This is a genomic window from Pseudomaricurvus albidus, assembly GCF_018863235.1.
Classification (GTDB): Bacteria; Pseudomonadota; Gammaproteobacteria; order Pseudomonadales; family Cellvibrionaceae; genus Pseudomaricurvus; species Pseudomaricurvus albidus.
Map to the genome: position 1 here is coordinate 492,318 of NZ_JAHKRS010000002.1, position 19,273 is coordinate 511,590.

20 protein-coding genes and 1 pseudogene are annotated in these 19,273 nt (G+C 52.4%); 17 read left to right on the forward strand and 4 right to left on the reverse strand.

Translation table 11 applies throughout. From position 1 onward, the window contains the following. Positions 1–177: 177 nt before the first annotated feature. The 3 genes from acs to KOI40_RS05645 all read left to right on the forward strand — a co-directional run bounded on the left by acs (position 178) and on the right by KOI40_RS05645 (position 3,423). Positions 178–2,115, forward strand: coding sequence for an acetate--CoA ligase (gene acs, locus KOI40_RS05635; RefSeq protein ID WP_216096465.1), 1,938 nt, complete (start codon positions 178–180; stop codon positions 2,113–2,115). 107 nt (positions 2,116–2,222) lie between these two features. Further along, a complete protein-coding gene (locus KOI40_RS05640) occupies positions 2,223–2,843 on the forward strand; it encodes a trimeric intracellular cation channel family protein (RefSeq protein ID WP_216096466.1) in 621 nt (206 codons plus the stop codon). 106 nt (positions 2,844–2,949) lie between these two features. Further along, a complete protein-coding gene (locus KOI40_RS05645; RefSeq protein ID WP_216096467.1) occupies positions 2,950–3,423 on the forward strand; it encodes an acyl-CoA thioesterase in 474 nt (157 codons plus the stop codon). 35 nt (positions 3,424–3,458) lie between these two features. Here KOI40_RS05645 and KOI40_RS05650 read toward each other — a convergent pair whose 3' ends face one another. Further along, positions 3,459–4,067: a TetR/AcrR family transcriptional regulator gene (locus KOI40_RS05650; RefSeq protein WP_216096468.1), complete on the reverse strand. Its 609-nt coding sequence runs from the start codon at positions 4,065–4,067 to the stop codon at positions 3,459–3,461. 231 nt (positions 4,068–4,298) lie between these two features. Here KOI40_RS05650 and smrA point away from each other — a divergent pair, with 231 nt between their 5' ends. From smrA to KOI40_RS05665, 3 genes are all read left to right on the forward strand, one after another. Next, positions 4,299–4,895, forward strand: a complete 597-nt coding sequence (gene smrA / locus KOI40_RS05655) for a DNA endonuclease SmrA (protein WP_216096469.1) — start codon at positions 4,299–4,301, stop codon at positions 4,893–4,895. 144 nt (positions 4,896–5,039) lie between these two features. Continuing rightward, positions 5,040–5,873 carry a mechanosensitive ion channel family protein gene (locus tag KOI40_RS05660; protein WP_216096470.1) on the forward strand — a complete coding sequence of 278 codons (834 nt, stop codon included), beginning with the start codon at positions 5,040–5,042 and terminating at the stop codon, positions 5,871–5,873. 329 nt (positions 5,874–6,202) lie between these two features. Continuing rightward, positions 6,203–8,113, forward strand: coding sequence for a hypothetical protein (locus tag KOI40_RS05665; protein ID WP_216096471.1), 1,911 nt, complete (start codon positions 6,203–6,205; stop codon positions 8,111–8,113). Between the two features lie 56 nt (positions 8,114–8,169). On the opposite strand, the gene KOI40_RS05670 is transcribed toward KOI40_RS05665, so the two are convergent. Further along, a complete protein-coding gene (locus KOI40_RS05670) occupies positions 8,170–8,481 on the reverse strand; it encodes a DUF3301 domain-containing protein (protein WP_216096472.1) in 312 nt (103 codons plus the stop codon). 98 nt (positions 8,482–8,579) lie between these two features. Then, positions 8,580–9,476 (reverse strand): LysR family transcriptional regulator, encoded by an 897-nt coding sequence (locus KOI40_RS05675; RefSeq protein WP_216096473.1) that lies wholly within the window; start codon positions 9,474–9,476, stop codon positions 8,580–8,582. 219 nt (positions 9,477–9,695) lie between these two features. Here KOI40_RS05675 and KOI40_RS05680 point away from each other — a divergent pair, with 219 nt between their 5' ends. From KOI40_RS05680 to maiA, 8 genes and pseudogenes are all read left to right on the forward strand, one after another. Further along, the gene (locus tag KOI40_RS05680) at positions 9,696–10,397 is read left to right on the forward strand and encodes a CoA transferase subunit A (RefSeq protein WP_216096474.1); all 702 of its coding nucleotides are present in this window, start codon (positions 9,696–9,698) and stop codon (positions 10,395–10,397) included. A gap of 12 nt (positions 10,398–10,409) precedes the next feature. Then, a complete protein-coding gene (locus KOI40_RS05685) occupies positions 10,410–11,066 on the forward strand; it encodes a 3-oxoacid CoA-transferase subunit B (protein ID WP_216096475.1) in 657 nt (218 codons plus the stop codon). 217 nt (positions 11,067–11,283) lie between these two features. Then, positions 11,284–11,802, forward strand: a complete 519-nt coding sequence (locus KOI40_RS05690) for a mechanosensitive ion channel domain-containing protein (protein ID WP_216096476.1) — start codon at positions 11,284–11,286, stop codon at positions 11,800–11,802. Between the two features lie 116 nt (positions 11,803–11,918). Continuing rightward, positions 11,919–12,221 (forward strand): annotated as a pseudogene (locus KOI40_RS18365) (ATP-dependent zinc protease family protein); the annotation flags it as partial. A gap of 87 nt (positions 12,222–12,308) precedes the next feature. Beyond that, a complete protein-coding gene (rimK, locus tag KOI40_RS18370; RefSeq protein ID WP_369413156.1) occupies positions 12,309–13,256 on the forward strand; it encodes a 30S ribosomal protein S6--L-glutamate ligase in 948 nt (315 codons plus the stop codon). 237 nt (positions 13,257–13,493) lie between these two features. Continuing rightward, positions 13,494–14,813 (forward strand): homogentisate 1,2-dioxygenase, encoded by a 1,320-nt coding sequence (hmgA, locus tag KOI40_RS05700; protein WP_216096478.1) that lies wholly within the window; start codon positions 13,494–13,496, stop codon positions 14,811–14,813. A 62-nt stretch (positions 14,814–14,875) separates the two neighbouring features. Further along, positions 14,876–16,201, forward strand: coding sequence for a fumarylacetoacetase (fahA, locus tag KOI40_RS05705; protein WP_216096479.1), 1,326 nt, complete (start codon positions 14,876–14,878; stop codon positions 16,199–16,201). Positions 16,202–16,223: 22 nt separating this feature from the next. Then, positions 16,224–16,856 carry a maleylacetoacetate isomerase gene (maiA, locus tag KOI40_RS05710; RefSeq protein ID WP_216096480.1) on the forward strand — a complete coding sequence of 211 codons (633 nt, stop codon included), beginning with the start codon at positions 16,224–16,226 and terminating at the stop codon, positions 16,854–16,856. 132 nt (positions 16,857–16,988) lie between these two features. Here maiA and KOI40_RS05715 read toward each other — a convergent pair whose 3' ends face one another. Continuing rightward, positions 16,989–17,360 carry a hypothetical protein gene (locus KOI40_RS05715; protein ID WP_216096481.1) on the reverse strand — a complete coding sequence of 124 codons (372 nt, stop codon included), beginning with the start codon at positions 17,358–17,360 and terminating at the stop codon, positions 16,989–16,991. 375 nt (positions 17,361–17,735) lie between these two features. Between KOI40_RS05715 and KOI40_RS05720 the strand changes: the two genes are divergently transcribed. The 3 genes from KOI40_RS05720 to KOI40_RS05730 all read left to right on the forward strand — a co-directional run bounded on the left by KOI40_RS05720 (position 17,736) and on the right by KOI40_RS05730 (position 19,261). Next, a complete protein-coding gene (locus KOI40_RS05720; RefSeq protein WP_216096482.1) occupies positions 17,736–17,915 on the forward strand; it encodes a hypothetical protein in 180 nt (59 codons plus the stop codon). A gap of 234 nt (positions 17,916–18,149) precedes the next feature. Continuing rightward, positions 18,150–18,797, forward strand: a complete 648-nt coding sequence (locus tag KOI40_RS05725) for an MBL fold metallo-hydrolase (protein ID WP_216096483.1) — start codon at positions 18,150–18,152, stop codon at positions 18,795–18,797. Positions 18,798–18,826: 29 nt separating this feature from the next. Further along, positions 18,827–19,261: a hotdog fold thioesterase gene (locus tag KOI40_RS05730; RefSeq protein WP_216096484.1), complete on the forward strand. Its 435-nt coding sequence runs from the start codon at positions 18,827–18,829 to the stop codon at positions 19,259–19,261. Positions 19,262–19,273 lie beyond the last annotated feature (12 nt).

Here is a 19,273-nt window from a genome sequence, read left to right on the forward strand (position 1 = left end):
TGCTGCCATGCCTCTGAATACGACCGGCATGCTTTTAAATCCCACAGACAGACCTTTCCCAATCAGTCATCTACTAAAGTAGGGTGTAGCTATCCATAACCCTGGTTTATGATGGCTGGATAAAACCTTATACACGCTATCCGAGCATAATTTATAAAAGTAGTTGAGGGAGTTGTTATGTCAGAGGTACACGTTTATCCCGTGCCCGCCGAAGTGGCCGAAAACGCCTGGATTGATCGGGCCAAATACGATGCCATGTATCGTCAATCCGTCGAGGATCCGGATACTTTCTGGACTGAACAGGCCAATGAGTTTTTGACCTGGAGCAAACCCTTCAGCAAGGTTCAGGAGTTTGATTTCCACAAAGGCACCGCCAGCTGGTTTGGTGATGGTGAATTGAACGTCAGTGTGAACTGTATTGACCGTCACCTGGAGACCCGTGGTGATCAGGTCGCCATCATCTGGGAAGGCGATGATCCCAACGACGATAAAAAAGTGACCTACCGTCAGCTGCACACCGAAGTCTGTAAGTTGGCCAATGTCCTCAAGGCCCGTGGGGTTAAAAAGGGCGACCGTGTCTGCATCTATATGCCGATGATTCTGGAAGCGGCCTACGCCATGTTGGCCTGTACCCGTATCGGTGCCGTGCACTCTATCGTCTTTGGCGGTTTCTCCCCGGATGCTCTGCAGGGGCGTATTCTGGACTCTGATTGTCAGGTTGTGATTACCGCTGACGAAGGTGTTCGCGGTGGCAAATCCGTTCCTCTCAAAGTGAATGCCGACAAGGCACTGGAAGGCTGCCCGAATGTGCACACCTGTCTGGTGGTCAAACGCACCGGCGGTTCTGTGGCCTGGTCGGAAGGGCGCGATGTCTGGTACGACGAGGCTATGGAACAGGCGTCTGCCGAATGTGAGCCAGAGCCAATGGCGTCGGAAGATCCTCTGTTTATTCTGTACACGTCTGGCTCCACCGGTAAGCCCAAAGGAGTGTTACACACCACCGCAGGCTATCTGCTGCAATCGGCCATGACGCACAAATATACCTTCGATTACAAAGACGGTGAAATCTACTGGTGTACCGCTGATGTGGGCTGGGTGACCGGTCACAGTTACATTGTCTATGGTCCGCTGACCAACGGCGCCATTACCCTGATGTTTGAAGGGGTGCCAACCTATCCGTCGGCTTCGCGCTGCTGGGAAATCGTCGACAAACACGAAGTGAATATTTTCTATACCGCTCCCACGGCCATTCGCGCGTTGATGGGTGCCGGTGACGAGATGGTCACCAATTCTACTCGTGAATCCCTGCGTCTGTTGGGCACTGTCGGTGAGCCCATCAATCCGGAAGCCTGGGAGTGGTATCATCGCGTGGTGGGCGAGAGCCGCTGTCCCATTGTGGATACCTGGTGGCAGACCGAAACCGGCGCTCATATGTTGACCCCGCTGCCGGGGGCGACTGACCTGAAACCGGGTTCGGCGACCCTGCCATTCTTCGGTGTACAGCCGGTGATTCTGGATGCGGAAGGTAATGAGATCGAGGGCCCCTGTGAGGGCAGCCTGGCCATCAAGGCTTCCTGGCCAAGCCAGATCCGCTCGGTCTATGGCGATCATCAGCGCTGCGTGGATACCTACTTCAGTACCTATCCGGGATACTACTTTACCGGTGACGGGGCCCGTCGTGACGAAGATGGTTACTACTGGATTACCGGACGGGTTGACGATGTGCTGAACGTCTCCGGTCACCGCATGGGAACCGCAGAAATCGAAAGTGCGTTAACCTTGCATTCACAAATTGCGGAAGCGGCTGTGGTGGGTGCGCCTCACGATATCAAAGGGCAGGGTATCTACTGCTACGTCACGCCTATGGCAGGCGTGGAAGGCAGCGACGAGCTGAAGAAAGAGCTGGTGAATCTCTGTGTGCAGGAAATCGGGCCGATTGCCAAGCCGGATTGGATTCAGTGGGCGCCAGGCCTGCCGAAAACCCGTTCCGGTAAAATCATGCGTCGTATTCTGCGCAAGGTTGCCGCCAACGAGCTGGATACGCTGGGTGACACGTCGACCCTGGCCGATCCTTCGGTTGTTGATCAACTGATTGAAAACCGCCTGAATCGCTAATTTCCTCGATTAAGGGCAAGACAGCCAGCCTCACTGTGGCTGTCTTGCCTTTCCTTTCCCCTGCTTTTTTATGCCATACTTCGCGTTTTCACGGGTGAAGTCCTTCCATGCATTGGCTCCAGTCTGAATTACTCTATATTGCCGGTTTATTCGGGGTGATTGTGTTTGCCGTCTCCGGTGCTCTCGCTGCGGCGGAAAAAGGGCTCGATGTTTTGGGCTTTGTGCTGTTTGCCACGGTCACCGGTGTAGGCGGTGGTACGGTGCGGGACCTGATTCTCGGCGTGGATGTTTTCTGGGTGGTCGACGCCCTTTACTTACAAGTTTGTGTCGCAGGTGGTGTACTGACGTTCTTTTTGGCTCCACAATTTGCCGCCCGGCAGAGATTGCTGTTGTGGATGGATGCCATGGGGCTGGCACTGTTTTCAGTGCTGGGTACGGTCAAGGCGTACGATTTGGGGGTCGATCCTTTAGTGGCCTGTGCCATGGGGATGATCACGACCACCTTTGGTTCAGTCATTCGGGATATCCTGTCCGAGCGTCAGCCGGTGTTGCTGGGCCCGGAAATCTACGTCACCGCTGCATTGGCAGGAGCCCTGAGTTACCTGTTGCTGATTAATACTCTGGCTGACAAGACCGTAAGCACGGCCATCGCTGTGGCTATTGCGTTTTCGGTCAGAGCGGCCGCCATGATCTGGGATCTGCGACTGCCCAAGTTTTCCAGATACTGAGTGTTGTATCTGGTTAAGCTATTCATCGAGTTAATGACAAAGGCTGGCTTGTGTGACCATGAGTTGCCCCGCCGGCCATTTGGAGAAGTATTGGAGAGGTACATTTATGGAGAATCAACAAACCGCCAATGGGGGTGATTGGGACAAGGTTCAGTGGGATTACCCGAATCCCTTCCTGCTGGATGTGGCCGTCTCAGAGCAGGATATTGATGGCCTGCAGCACGTCAACAATGCGGTTTATGTCAGTTGGTGTCAGGATGCCGGGTGGGCTCACTCCAAAGCACTGGGTATTGGTCTGAAAGACTATCAGGAGCTGGATCGTGCGATGGCCATTCGTCGCAGTGAGTTTGATTATCTGCAGGCTGCTTATCTGGGGGACGATCTGAAGGTAGCCACCTGGCTCACCGGTAACGACAACAAACTCTCCATGGAGCGCCGCTTCCAGCTGGTGCGAGCCAGCGACGGAGCCACACTGTTGCGTGCCCGCTGGGATCTGGTGTGCATCGAAATCAGTAGCGGTCGTCCCAAACGTATGCCGCCGGTGTTCAAAGAGATCTATGGCGCAGTGGTCGTGGAGTAGCGGTACGGTGCCAAGCCAAGCTATTGAGGGCGTGACTAGCCGGTAATCAGCGGGCGAACCATGCGCGTGAGGCGCTCGCATTCTGCCGGAATGTCACTGACTTCCGGCTGGAAGAGCTTGCGAATGATGTACTGGGTAAAGGCGCCCAGCAATGTGTCGTGCAGGTCGAATGCCGGTACATCCTTGCGAACTCTTCCCTGTTTCTGCCCTTCGTACAAAATCTCTTCCAGCAGCTTCACCAGATAGCGATCACTGAAAGCCGGGTCTGTGATGCGCTGCCGGGCCGGGATGGTCAGAAAGACGATTTCCGCCAGTTCCCGGTGAGTGAGATAGAAGCTCACAAAGGTGTTGATAAAAGCATCCAGTTGCATAAGCGCATTATCGGGATGTTTTTCTACCTCGGTGCGAATGCTGTGTTCCAGCTCGGTCAGTTCGGGGGTAATGCAAGCAAAGATCAGAGAGTCTTTATTGCCGAAGTATTTGTAAATTGTCTGCGGGCCCACCCCCGCCTGTTTGGCAATGTCCCGTATACCCACCTTGTGGAACAAACCCTGTGAAAACAGCTCAATAACCGTTGTGCGGAGCAGTTCCAGAGTTTCGGGGCTGATGTTGCGGCGATCCTGTTTTTCGGAGTTAGACATCATCTTCTGACTTGCGGAATGAGTCTGAAATATAACTGAGGGGCAGTTGGCCAGCAATTGCATCAATTTTCAGAATATGACCTGGTTGGCGATTTTACGGAATTCGTTGATCGCAGGAGGAGCCACGTGTGGCGGGCAAGACTATCAAAATTGATGGGTGTGCTTATAATAACCCTCTGAAGATCGCCGCAAGGGCCTGGCGATCAGGTTTCTGTCAGTTGTGGAGGAGAGAGCATGTCAGATCGTGATACAGATGAGCTGCAGGCCTTTCAGAGCGCAATGGGTGATGTGAAGCCGATCAAGCAGGAAGCCCGTGTCACTCTCTCACAAACGTCATCCTCCCGTGATCGATTGAATATGCTCGCCCGTCGCGAAGCGGCTACAGCGCTGGCGGATGAGATACGCAATGACTTGTCCGGTGAGTACGTTGAGCCTGTGGATCCCAATGCCATTCTGAGTTTTCAGCGTCCCGGCGTTCAGCACGGGGTATTCCGTAATTTGCGCCTGGGTAAATACGCCATTGAGGCCCGTCTCGACCTGCATCGCCATAGTGTTGAAGAGGCGCGACAGGCGGTGTTCCGCTTTGTTCGAGATTGCTTGCAGCACGATATTCGTTGCGCCCTGATTACCCATGGCAAGGGCGAAGGGCGCAAGCAGCCCGCCGTGCTCAAGAGCTGCATGAGCCACTGGTTGCCCCAGCTGCCCGAGGTGCTGGCCTTTCACTCGGCGCAAAAGCAACACGGAGCCTCCGGAGCCACCTATATCCTGATCCGCAAGAGTGAGCGCAAGCGGCAGGACAACCTCGAGCGCCACCAAAAGCGCAGGCTGTAAGCCTTTTACAACAAAACCCCGCTAAATTGATCTCCCATGCAAATTTCTGCGCAGGTTTATGCGCAGATGTGCTATTTTTATTTCTACTTGTAACCCAAAAATCTAAATGCAGTGCCGGCGGTAAAGCCTTTTGAAGGAGTGAACATGGAATTTAATGTCGAAGAGATTATGGAAACCATCCCTGAATTGATCATGGTATATGGTCTGAAGGTGGTGATGGCGCTTGTCGTTTTCTTTGTGGGTAAGTGGATCGCAAAGATGCTGGCGTCGGCTTTTGAGCGGGGAATGGCGTCTAAAAACATCGATCCAACGGTGGCCCACTTTACTCGCAATATCATTTATTACGCGTTGTTTGCGGTAGTAGTGATTGCGGCACTGGGGCAGTTGGGCGTACAAACGGCTTCCTTCGTCGCCATTGTCGGTGCTGCCGGTCTGGCCATCGGCTTTGCCCTGCAGGGCTCGCTGGCAAACTTCGCCGCCGGTGTGTTGTTGATTTTGTTCCGACCCATCAAGGTTGGGGATTATGTCGAAGCCGGTGGCTCTGCCGGTGTGGTGAAAGAAATATCGATTTTTACCACGATTTTGACCACGCCCGATAACAAGGTGGTGATCATTGCCAACAATCAGGTGATGTCCAACAACATCGTCAACTACTCCACCATGCCCACTCGCCGTGTCGATCTTACTGTGGGTATCAGTTACGGATCCGATATCAAGCTGGCCAAGCAGATCATGCAGGAGATTGCCGATAATGACAGCCGTGTCCTGAAGGATCCTGCGGTACAGATTGCGGTTAAGGAACTGGCGGATTCTTCCGTGAACTTCGTGTTCCGCTCCTGGGTCAACAGCGCTGACTACTGGGGTGTGTTCTTTGATTTTACCGAGCAGGTGAAACTGAAGTTCGACGAACAGGGCATTGAAATTCCGTTCCCGCAAATGGATGTGCATTTCGATAAGTCGGAGGAGAAAGCCGCTTAAAACAGCTTTCCTTGTGAGTGCGAAAGCCCCTGAACGGCAACGTTCAGGGGCTTTTTTTTTTGGCACATTGTTTTTACTTTCCGAAATCTTTTGAGTGGTGTCAACTTTGTGTCGCGGGCGGTTCGGGTTCTGTTGCAATTGAATGATAATTTGGTTTTATGTGCCAATTATGATTAAGGTTAATAATGATTTAGGCGATAATATTAACAACGTTATTGCGATGAATCATAAGGAATATCGCTGCCATTACGCTGAGTGTTGACCGCAAGTTGATGCGCTTTGCAGGCAAGTAACGCACTGTCTGATTGGTAAATAGGAAAGAAGTAAAAATGGCATTTGATTATGGTTCGATAGATCTTGGTTTAAAAAATCCGTTTAAAAAAGAGGGCCTTGTTACAGCCCTGCGTGGCGGTGTGCAGGTTCTGCTTGGATTGTACTTGTTGGTGTCTGCGGTTCAGGTGGTCAAAGAGCAGCCGCTTATGGGATGGGTGCTGGTCGTGTTTGGACTGGGTATGCTGGGCATGGGCTTGCGTGCAGCAGGTTCCGGTATTTACGCCACCATGCGTTACTTTGTCGGGCGTAACCATCCGACGTCTCTGGCATACAATTTCAGCGCCTCCGAAGCCAGTACGGCTGATGAGGAAAGTGCTTATGTGGCTTACTCGGCCCAAGGGCTGGAGGAGATGCTGGTAGGGCGTAAAAACAGCACCTTTAAAGAACCTCGAGGATTTTTGGCCCGTCTGTTACACAGCATCTTTCCCAAGCTGCTCTTTATGCCGTACCCCATTCGTAATCAGGCGCAGCGTTTATTTTCCGCCTGGGTGAACTCGCTGGTCGCCTTGATGGGATATGCTTTAGTGGCATTTGTTTCTCTTGGTGGATTTGCCGGAGATGCCGGCGAGCTGATGTTCCCTCTGTATACTGTGTTTCTTCTGGGGTATTTGTTGTGGGTTTGGCGGGCGACAGGCCGTCCTATCAAGCGTAAAGCTGAGATACAGATTGAATCGTCCGGTGTTGGCGGTCTGGTGAAAGTCATTGGCGTGTCGTTGATTGTGCCGGTAGTGCTGGGGTTGCTGGTGTCCTGGTTTATGTCGGTATCGCGTATCGAAAAAACCGAGATTCAGGTCGTTGTTGATAGCCTGCCGAGCTTGTATGCCGGCTGGTATATGCTGGGGCTCTTTGTATTGGCTATCGGTGCTACTGCGCTGCTGGTGCTGATGCTCAAACGTCGTATGCAGGCGGTAAACCCGGTGGCAGAAGTGTCAGAACTGCGTGAAAACTGGCAGGAGTCCGTACACCCGGATGAGATCTTTATTAACCTCGACAATCTGGTGATGGCCAATCGCCGTTACAAGGAGGTGCCTAACCGTGTCTATCGCGAGCTGGATCCTCATCTGGAAGAGCAGGTGAATGAGAAGGGCGGTTTCCGCGGTGAAATGATTCAGGAAATCCAGCCGCGGGTGAAAGCGATGGATATGGGTGGCATGTTTGGCAAAATACGCATGGCCAGCCTGTTGGCGGGTAATGTGTTGTTTGTTGCTGCCATGATTGCCACGGTGGCGTTGGCCTATGATTTCGGGTCCGCCTTGCAGTTTTTCAGCGGTGCCTGGAAATACCTCGATGCTGAAATTTTGATCCAGTTGATGGCTCCGAATGAAGGAGGTGAACCTAATCTGATTCGTGAGGTGTTGTCGTCCTGTGTCCACTTACTGCTGTTGGGTATTCTGTTCAGAGCGTTTGCACGTATTCTCACCAACGCCGCACACCTGTTTTTTGCTGAAATCCAGTTTGAGTCTCTGCTGATCTATTTCAAGTGTGAGGGCACCTTTACCGAGTCCAAGATCTCAACCGGTACCGGTATTTATGACAGCACCCGTTCAGAGAATACGCTGGTGCGCAGCAGCATCACGCCCTGGGTTATTGTCTCGCGGATTGTCTCGACGACGTTTGCGGCAACGGGTATGCGCAATCTGGAGCATCCGCGCCACATTCTGGAAATGCACCGCGACGATCAGGAATTGCAGTCCATCAAGAGTGATGTGGTGAGCTTCCTGAAAGATCGTGAATCCATTGCTTCCATTACCAGCGAGCGTGATCTGGTGAATGCCTCGCAGATCCACCAGCTTAACGAGCAGACTCGGGCTCAACAGGGGCAGGGTGCTCTGGGGCGTGATGAAGAAGCGGCGGGTTATCTGCGGCGTGAATCCGGCTTGCTGGAAAAGGATGATGAAACGGTGTGACGCTGTCACACCTCAATTGTTGTTTATCTCAAATCGTCTGAACCTTTTCTGGAGCCCTAGATTCTATGGGGCTCCAGTTCCACATCATAAAGACGCTTGCCCATCAGCGTCATTTCTCCCCGGTAGCGATAATCGCCGGTGGCTGTAAATTCAAATTCGTACCGCCGGGCAATGGAAAAGTTGCCACGCTTGTCGCGTTTGGGACGCAGACTCAGCAAGGAGACGGTATCGTCCAGCAGCTGGACGTCCATGTGTTCACAGTGTTGTTTGGCCAGGCCGATGGCCCGGTCGCGAAAACCGGCGTTCTGCCAAATCAGCAGGCCAATCAGGCCCACGGCGAAGGCTATCATCAAATCGTAAATGGTCATGCAGTGCGGTATCTCCTGGGCTTTTCAGGGTTCCAATGGCCGTTACTATACCTCAGTTGGCCGCTATTGGTGTTATCGCTCAAACTCTGAGTGAGTGGTTACTTGCTTCGAAAGGCCTCCAATAGAACATCCATCATCGCTTGAGAGGCGGCGGAAAGCGGGTAGCGACGACGAGTCAGCATGCCGACTTCACGAACCAGCCCGGCACCGCGCAGAGGCCGGCAGCGGGCGCCCACTTCCTGCATTTGCTGTTCACAGAGCGCGGGCACAATGCTGACCCCCAGGCCACTGGCAACCATCCGCCCAACGGTAATCAGTTGATGGGCCTCGTAAGCCGGCGAGAAAGGGAGCTGATGATGTGACATCAGCTCACCAATCAGCAGGCGCACCTGAGACGGCGATTGTAGTGTGATCAAGTCCTGCCGTGCCAGATCGGCGATATCGACATCGGCGTGTTGTGCCAGTGAGTGTTCCGGAGGCAGGACGGCCACAAAGCGATCTGCAAACAGCGGGGTAAAGATCAGGTCGTCCTGGGCCTCGGGGTCGAAGCTGATGCCCAGTTCGGCACGCCCGGTTCGCACCATGCGTACCACTTCTTCGGCGATGACGTCGTGCAGAGCCACCCGAATCTGGGGGTGCTTCTGTTTGAAGGTAGCCAGCCCCCTGGGCAGCAGATTGGCGGCAAAGGAGGGCATGGCTGCAAGCGTAATTCGTCCTGTGCGCAGGGCGAAGCGGTTTTCCAGGTCTTCCAGTGCGTCGTCCCAGTCACCCAGTAATCGCTTGGCTGTCGGCAGGAAGTCCTCACCTTCGGGGGTCAGGGCAAAGGTGCGGGTGGTACGGGTCAGCAATTGTCCTCCAACCGCTTCTTCCAGGGTTTTGATGGCGGTGCTCAGCGCCGGTTGGGAGAGGTGAATCTGAGCCGCTGCTTCGGCAAAACTGTTAGAGCGGGCCACGGCGACAAAGGCGCGGATCTGTTTGAGGGTGGCATTGCTCACGACACTTGTCCTTTATTTCAAAAAATTTATCAATTCTTCGTATTTTTTCATTTGATAAATATAAGCCGATCTTCCAATCTAGGCAAGACGGTGCTTTTCCGTGACATGCGGCAACCACCAGCGAAAGTGGTCTGATGTTGCCATACTCACAGCACACGATAAGAGAGATTCAACGCATTCACCATTGGGTGGAGCGTGCCAATTGGAGGAGTTCAAACCATGTCGGGTTTTGACAAGGTGGTAAGCAGTTACGAAGAAGCAATGGAAGGTCTGCAAGATGATATGACCATCATTGCCGGAGGCTTTGGCCTCTGTGGTATTCCGGAAAATCTGATCAATGAAATCAAGCGTCGTGGTGTTCACGGCCTGACCATTGTGTCCAACAACTGTGGCGTGGACGGGTTTGGTCTCGGCGTGCTGCTGGAAGACAAGCAGGTCAAGAAAATGATTTCCTCCTACGTCGGCGAAAACAAATTGTTTGAGCAGCAGCTGCTGGCTGGCGAGCTGGAAGTAGAGCTGACGCCCCAGGGCACTCTGGCCGAGAAAATGCGGGCCGGTGGTGCAGGCATTCCTGCCTTTTACACGGCCACCGGTTACGGCACTCTCGTGGGGGAAGGCAAGGAAGTGAAAGAATTCAACGGCCGCAACTATATTCTCGAAGAGGCCGTGACCGGTGACTTCGCCATTGTGAAGGCCTGGAAAGCGGATCGCTACGGCAATCTGGTGTATCGCCATACGGCGCAAAACTTCAACCCCATGGCTGCAACGGCTGGCAAGATTACTGTGGTGGAAGTGGAAGAGATCGTTGAGCCGGGTGAACTGGATCCCACACAGATCCACACCCCGGGTATCTATGTGGATCGCCTGATCAAGGGCACCTTCGAAAAACGTATTGAACAGCGCACTGTTCGCGAAGCTTAAGGAGAGTCGATTATGTCATTAACTCGTGAACAACTGGCCATGCGAGTGGCCCGAGAGCTGGAAGACGGCTTTTATGTAAACCTGGGTATTGGTATTCCCACGCTGGTAGCAAACTATGTTCCGAAAGGTATGGACGTGATGCTGCAATCAGAGAACGGCTTGCTGGGTATGGGGCCTTTCCCCACCGAAGCCGAAGTGGACGCGGACCTGATTAACGCGGGTAAGCAAACGGTCACTACGATTCCCGGGTCTTCGATTTTTTCGTCGGCAGAATCCTTTGCCATGATCCGCGGTGGTCACGTCGATCTGACCGTGCTGGGCGCTTTTGAGGTGGATGTGATGGGCAATATCGCCTCTTACATGATTCCGGGCAAACTGATCAAAGGCATGGGCGGTGCTATGGATCTGGTGGCCGGTGCTGACAATATCATCGTCACCATGACTCATGCCTCCAAGAACGGTGACTCCAAGCTCTTACCTCAGTGTACCCTGCCGCTCACCGGTGCTGGCTGTATCAACAAAGTGGTGACGGATTTGGCCTATGTGGAAATCGCAGATGGCAAGTTCTGGTTAAAAGAGCGCGCACCCGGTGTCTCAGTGGATGAGATCGTCAAGTTGACGGCTGGTGAACTGGTGGTGCCTGAAGTGGTTCCGGAAATGGAGTTTTGATCGTTATAAAGTCTTAGTCCTATGAAAGTTTGGGTCAAGTTGGCGGAAACGTCATCCTTTCTGTGCGGGGAGCTTTAGCTCCCCTTTTTTTGTTCTATACTCGCCTATTGACCCAAGGTGAACAAAAATATCGCCTGCCATAACTTACCCCCGTATACTTCGCCCATGTGGAGGCCCTCCCTTGAGCGGTCAGCAAGGATAAGGAGGTAGACTGTTAATGAAGTTTATTGTTGTTGCGGCTTTATTCGCAGCGTATTTGATTTGCCTGAATGTTATGTCCCGGGCTATCGCCAAATTCGGCAACCGAAAATCCGTCAGCATCTATCGTATTGAATATATCCGTAAAACCCTGAAGATGGGCTTGACCACGTTATTCGTGATCGTGTTGTTTTTACTGCTGGGGATTGAATATTCCCAGCTTACCGTGTTTCTGTCATCAGTGTTTGCGGTTATAGGTGTGGCCTTGTTTGCCCAGTGGTCAATTCTGAGCAATATGACCGCCAGCCTGATTATCTTTTTCTTCTTCCCTTACCGGGTCGGTGATCAGGTGAGGGTGGTGGACAAGGATGATGACATATCCGGCTGTATTGAAGAAATTTCTCTGTTTCACGTGTTGATTCGTCGGGAAGGTGAATTGATCACCTATCCCAACAACCTGATTCTGCAGAAAGCCGTTATTAAAAACCCCAGACCCGTGGCAGACGCAGCGCCGGCATCCGGGGATTATGAAATTTAATCACAGGCCTGGCCTGAGACTGTTTATCTATCATCAGTTTGAGTTGGGAGAGCCTCTTGGCACAATCACAAGCAAAACGCATTATCGGAAGTGAAGAGTGGTGTTCGTTTCCTGAATTGGGTATTCCGGCCATCAAGGCGCGGGTGGACTCAGGTGCGAAAACCTCTTCAATCCATGCTTTTAATATTCAGACCTTCCGCCGCAGCGGCGTTCTCTGGGTCAGTTTTGAGGTTCACCCCATACAGAACAACCGGCATATTGTTATCCGCTGTGAACGGCCTGTTATTGATCGGCGTTCAGTAAAGAGCTCCAGTGGCGATGCCGAGACCCGCTATGTTGTGTCGGCACCGATGAAGATGGGAGACGAGATCTGGGACGTGGAGTTAACTCTGTCCAATCGCGATTCCATGGGATTTAGAATGTTGCTGGGTCGCGAGGCGATGATGGATCGGCTGATTGTCGATCCGGCCGAGGTGTGCACCCAGGGTGATGTTACTCAAGCTGAGATCAACACCTTCTACGGCACCCGCCAATCGAAAAAAAGCGGTTTAAAGATAGCGCTCCTGGCCAGCAACGAAATGCTCTACAGCAATCAGCGTTTGTTGGAAGCGGGTGAAGAGCGCGGCCATGACATGGAGTTTCTGAACGTTACCCAGTGTTTCATGAAACTGGATGCGGTAGATCCGGAGGCGCATTATCGCGGTGGTAAGTTGCTCAATGACCTGGATGCAGTGATCACCCGGATTAAACCGCGAGTGACGTTTTACGGCACGGCCCTGGCACGGCAATTCGAGAGCATGGGCATCTACACCACCAACAGTTCAGTAGCGATTTCCCAATCCCGCGACAAGCTGTTTGCCCTGCAGTTAATGCTGAAAAATGGCATCAGCATACCAACCACCGGCTTTGCCAACTCGCCCATGGATACCAACGAGTTGATTGATATGGTGGGCGGCGCTCCTCTGATTGTGAAGTTGCTGGAAGGCACCCAGGGGCGAGGCGTGGTGTTGGCCGAAACCCGCAAGGCGGCCGAGAGTGTGATTAATGCGTTTAAAACGCTGCAGGCGAACTTGCTGGTGCAGAAATTCATCAAGGAAGCGGACGGTAAAGACCTGCGCTGCTTTGTCATTGGTGGCAAGGTGGTGGCGTCGATTGAGCGTAAAGCCGCACCGGGTGAGTTTCGGGCAAACCTTCATCAGGGTGGCTCGGCAGCGGTGGTGAAAATCACCGCAGAAGAACGTGCTCTGGCGATCAAGGCGGCAAAGATTCTCGGGCTACAGGTGGCGGGTGTGGATATTATCCGCTCGTCGGCCGGGCCGTTGTTGCTGGAGGTGAACTCCTCACCGGGACTCGAAGGTATTGAGTCGGCAACAGGCAAAGATATCGCCGGAATGATCATTTCTTCTATTGAGAAGAAACTCAATTGGAAGCGGGAGTTGCCGGTAGAAGAGTAACTTTCCCGGTATTTGGTCTGGTTTGAAGATGGCTCTCACGTCAAAAGCGGAGAGCCATTTTTTTTCTGTCCGCTTTGTCCTTCAGTCTGGTGCTGGGCTCAAACCGGCTGTGAAAACCGGTGATTTGTGGCAGCCGGAGTAGGCTCCTATACTGCTATAAACGCCTGTATTTTTCACTCGCACGGATATCAGGTTGGTGTCAGTGAGTGTGACCATCAACGGGAGGTACTGTCGTTTATGGCATATCCTCAGTCATTGCGTTATTTGTCCGGCTTTGGCAACGAGCACGAGAGCGAGGCACTGGAAGGTGCGTTACCGGTGGGACGTTTCAGCCCACAACGGGTGGCTTATGGCTTGTACGCCGAGCAATTCAGCAGCACGGCGTTTACCGCGCCCCGGCACAGAAACCGCCGCACCTGGCTGTATCGTATCCGGCCTTCGGTGCTGCAAGGCCGGTATCGGCCTGTAGAGCGCGGGTTGATTCGCACTGCACAGGGCGAGCATCCGGCTGTTCCACCGGATGTCTTTCGCTGGGACGCGTTTCCCGTTCCGCAAACGCCGCAGGATTTTATCGACGGCTGGATCACCATGGCCACCAATGGTGACGTGCGAGTGCAGCAGGGCATGGCCGTTCATCTGTTCTGCGCCAACCGCAATATGGATGCCCGCTACTTTTGCGATGCAGATGGAGAATTGTTGATTGTGCCTCAGCAAGGGGCCCTGATGATCTATACCGAAATGGGTATCCTGCAGGTGGGTCCGGGTGAGATTGCGGTGATTCCCAGAGGCATCAAATTCAGGATTGATCTGCCGGAGGGACGTGCGCGAGGTTACCTGTGTGAGAACTACGGTGCGGTGCTGGAGTTGCCGGAGCGTGGGCCGGTCGGTGCCAATGGTTTTGCCAATGACCGTGATTTTCAATATCCGGTAGCCTGGTATGAAGAGCGTGATGAACCGGTCACGTTAACTACCAAGTTTGCCGGTCAGCTGTATTCGGCAGATCTGGATCATTCACCGCTGGATGTGGTGGCCTGGGTGGGAAACTCGGCCCCTTACAAATACGATCTGGCGCGTTTTAATGTGATTAACTCGGTCAGTTACGATCACCCTGACCCGTCTATCTTTACGGTACTAACGTCTTCGTCCGATACGCCGGGTATGGCAAATATCGATTTTGTGATTTTCCCTCCGCGCTGGATGGTGGCGGAAGAGACGTTTCGTCCTCCGTGGTTTCATCGCAACATCATGAGTGAATGTATGGGATTGATTCATGGGGTTTACGATGCAAAACCCACAGGGTTTGAGCCGGGCGGATTGAGTCTTCACAACAGTATGTCTGCTCATGGCCCAGAGGCGGAAGTGTTTGAAAAAGCTTCGACGGAAGATCTCGAGCCACGTCGTCAGGATAATACCCTGGCGTTTATGTTTGAATCCCGCTATGTCCTGGCGCCAACGGAGTTTGCTCTGTCCTGTTCACAGCGACAATCTGATTACGAGCAATGCTGGTCGGGACTGACAAAACAGTTTCGTTCTCCCGTCGCGCCACACGGATCATAAGCTGCGGATAAGCCATCAGTTACGGATAGTTGTAAGCACAGACCACGAGGGAGTACTGAATAATGTTGAATGAAACGCATGACCCGTCGTTAACCAGTTGGGTTACATCGGCGAATGAGGACGGGACGGACTTTCCTATTCAGAATCTGCCGTTTGCGGTTTTTCGCATGGCTGGCAGCGATGAATATTATCGCGGTGGCGTGGCAATTGGTGATCAGGTTTTGGATCTGGCCGCTGTGGCCAGTATTGGGTTGTTCAAAGGGCTTGCGCAGGATGCGCTGAATGCCTGTACCCATGAAGAGTTGAATGAATTCATGGCGATGGGCAAAGAGGCCTGGTCGGCACTGCGGCTGGCACTTTCACGTTCGCTTCGCAGTGGGGCCGTCGAAGAACCGGTTCTTGAATCCTGTCTGGTGTCTCAGTCCGACGTGGAGTTCAAGCTGCCTTGTCTGATCCACGATTACACGGATTTTTACGCGTCGGTTTATCATGCGCAGGCGGTGGGGGCTTTATTCCGTCCAGACAATCCTTTACTGCCCAACTACAAGTGGGTGCCTGTTGGATACCATGGGCGCGCGTCCAGTATCGGGGTGTCAGGACAAATGTTTCCCCGGCCACAGGGGCAGATTAAATCTCCCGATGACGACACCCCTGGCTTCGGCCCTTGTCGGCGTCTCGATTACGAAGTCGAGGTAGGCATTTATATCGGCCCGGGAAATCAGCTGGGACAGCCGATTTCCATCGATGAGTCGGAAGATCATATCTTCGGCTTGTCGCTGTTGAATGATTGGTCCGCACGGGATATTCAGGCGTGGGAATATCAGCCACTGGGGCCGTTTTTGGCCAAGAGTTTTGCCTCTACGGTTTCGCCCTGGATTGTCACTGCGGAGGCGCTGCTGCCCTTCCGTGAGCGTTTTACCCGCCCTGCAGGTGATCCGGAACCCTTGGCTTACCTCTCCTCGAAATACAATTCGGAAGCCGGCGCTTTTAATATGACGCTGGACTGTTTTGTCAGAACAAGCGGCAGTCATGAGGACAACAAGGTGTCGTCTTCCAATTTTAAATACGCGTACTGGACGGCTGCACAGATGATCACGCACCATACCGTCAATGGTTGTAATCTTCAGCCCGGAGATTTGCTAGGCAGTGGTACCCAGTCGGGACCGGAACCGGAAGAGGCTGGCTCTTTGCTGGAGCTGACCAAGGGCGGTAAGGAGCCGGTGAAGCTGTCTAATGGAGAAGAGCGGTGTTTTCTGGAAGATGGTGACAGTGTCATCATGCGCGGTTTTTGTCAGAAGGAGGGGGCCAGGCGCATTGGTTTTGGCGAAGTGGTGAGCACGGTACTGCCGACGGGTTCATTTAATCCGCACAATGGATCCATTCACTAGTCAGAAAAGCAAGGAGAAAAGAATGGAACTGTATGGTTACTTTCGTTCTTCGGCCGCCTTTCGGGTGCGGATTGCCTTGAATCTCAAGCAGCTTGATTATGAGCAGGTGGCCATTAATTTACTGCTTGATGAGCAGTCGTCCGAATCCTATCGGGCAATTAATCCGCAAGGGTTGGTGCCCAGTATCAAAATCGATGATGATACTTTTCTCACCCAGTCTCCAGCTATTCTTGAGTGGCTGGATGAAACCTATCCGCAAGTACCTCTGTTGCCAGCCAATAGTCTGGATAAAGCGAGGGTTCGCAGTTGGTGTTTTCAGGTGGCCTGTGATATTCACCCGATTTGTAATTTGCGGGTACTCAAATACGTAGCAGAAAATCTCGGAGCCGGTGAGCCTGGTAAAAAAGAGTGGCTACATCATTGGATGGGTGAGGGCTTTCGTGCGCTGGAATTACAGTTGCAGGCGCAGTCTGGTGGAACCTATTGTTTTGGCGAGCAGGTGACACTGGCGGATGTTTATTTGGTCCCGCAGGTCTTTAACGGTTTGCGCTTTGATGTGGATATGACGACTTATCCAAGAATTATGTCGATTTATCAGGCGTGTAATGAATTGGAGGCGTTTAAACAGGCTCAGCCTGAGCGAAACAAGCCCTGATTGTTTGTTTGGATAGTTTGTCTGTTCGGAGAGTTTGTTATGAGAGGCAGTCAATCCCTGATCATTACCAGAGATTGACTGTGCCTGTTCACCGTTCAATCAGCAGTTGCATTTGAACGGTGTCAGTCAGGCTTATTCCTCAATTTTTTCTTCGGCTGCTTCCATGGCATCTTCCATGGCGTCACCAGCTTCTTCAGTGGCATCTTCCACTTCATCAGCGGCGTCTTCAGCAGCATCTTCTGCATCGTCAGCCATTTCGTCCATCTTGTCGCCAGCATCTTCGGCCATATCTTCAGCAGCGTCCATTGCATCGTTCATGGCACTTTCCGCATCATCAGCCATGTCAGAAGCTTTCTCGGAAGCGGTGTCCATCATTTCATGGGCACTTTCCTTCGCGTCATCCATCATGGTGCTTGCATCGTCCGCAGGGGCTTTGTCGTCGCTGCACGCGGCCAGCAAGCCAGTCAGAACCATAACAGAGAGAGTGGTCTTCAACATGTTCATAGAGTTTTCCTTCTTCTTGAATGTTAAGCGAAATTTTTTGTAGTTATAGTGGCAATCAGTTTGTCGTCATCGCAAGCTGCGAAGACAGCGATTCTCCATGCCAGAGAATAGCCTGCACAATTACTGAGAGTCCGTCAATTTATAACGGTTAACCAGAGTCTACGCGTCTTTTATAAGGATAGGAAGTGTCGAACCTTTGACGGGCGTTGGAAACGGGGCATGGTTCTCATCCTTTTGTTCGAGCTTTGAGACGAATGCCAGGCTCGGCATTTATAACAATCAGTAATGGGTGTTATCCTTTTTTGAAACCTGATTTGGGATCTGTGGCCGTGTTCAAGCGTCTAAGTAAAACCAACAATAGTGGGATGAACAGATATGGTGTTAGTAAAAATTCTCGGCATTTTGTTTCTTGCTCTGATTGTGATTGTTCCGATGCTGGATCGTTTCGGCAAACGCCACTCTGACGAAGATGTCAGTAAAATCAGTCGATGGATTTTACCGCTGGTGATGTTGTTGGCGGTATTGCAGCTGGTACTGTACATGGTAGGTAAGTAATGACTTCCGCAGGAAAATCCCCCCGGGGTGCTCTTCTCCCTGCTGGCGTTGGGCGCGCGTGCTCTTCCTGCTACCCGATCTTTAGTGTTTTTACCTCTCTAAGGCAGTAATCACCCACTAACTGGCAATTGTTGCCATGGGGGCGGCCTCATGGATTGTGGTATTCTGCTGCCTGTGATTAAACCGCCTGATGGCAGTCGATAGACATAACAAGAGATATAGAACGAGGTAAATATGAAGTTTCAGGTGATCCCTGTGACCCCTTACCAGCAGAACTGCACGTTAATGTGGTGTGAGGAGACAAAAAAAGCCGCTGTTGTGGACCCCGGTGGTGACCTCGATCGCATCGAGCAGGCCGTCTCACAGCATGGTGTCGAGCTGGAAAAAATTCTGGTCACCCATGGGCATTTGGATCATGTGGGAGGCGTGGCGGCTCTGGCGAAAAAGCTGAATCTGCCCATCGAAGGGCCTCATAAAGACGATAAATTCTGGATTGATATGTTGCCGGAGCAGTCTCAGATGATGGGTTTCCCACCTGCCGAGGTGTTTGAGCCGAATCGCTGGCTGGAAGGCGGTGACGAAATTACGGTGGGTAATGAGACCATCGAAGTGCGCTTTTGCCCTGGTCATACTCCCGGCCATGTCATTCTGTTCCATCGCCCCAGCCAGTTGGCGATCGTGGGTGATGTACTGTTTCAGGGGTCAATTGGGCGTACCGACTTCCCTCGGGGTGATTACGATACGCTGATTGATTCCATTCGCACCCAGTTATGGCCTTTAGGGGATGAAGTTCAATTTATTCCCGGTCACGGTCCTATGTCGACCTTTGGTCATGAACGTAAAACCAACCCGTTTGTTGCTGACAAAAATCTTAAGCAGTAATTGAAGTGAACGTTTAGAGATAGTGATTTATGAGTGAAAGCATCTGGTTTGCCACACCTACTCTGGAAGAGTTGAACAGTCTGAACAATAAAACCATTCATGGGCCATTGGGTATCGAGTTTACTGAAATCGGTCCGGACTATCTTTGTGGCACTATGCCTGCAGGGCCTCAAACCTTTCAGCCCATGGGGCTGATTCACGGAGGAGCCAATGTGGTGCTGGCGGAGAGTTTGGGCAGTGTTGGAGCCAATATGGTTATTGATCGGAGTCAATATTATTGCGTTGGGCAGGAAGTGAATGCGAACCATATTCGCGGAGTCCGTGAGGGCATCGTTACCGGAACCGGTCGCTTGCTGCACGCTGGCCGAACCTCCCAGGTGTGGGAAATCAAGATTGTTAATGAAGCCGGTAAGCTGACGTGTGTGTCACGCCTGACCATGGCCGTTGTTCCTCATGATCGCTAGCCGTAGATAATC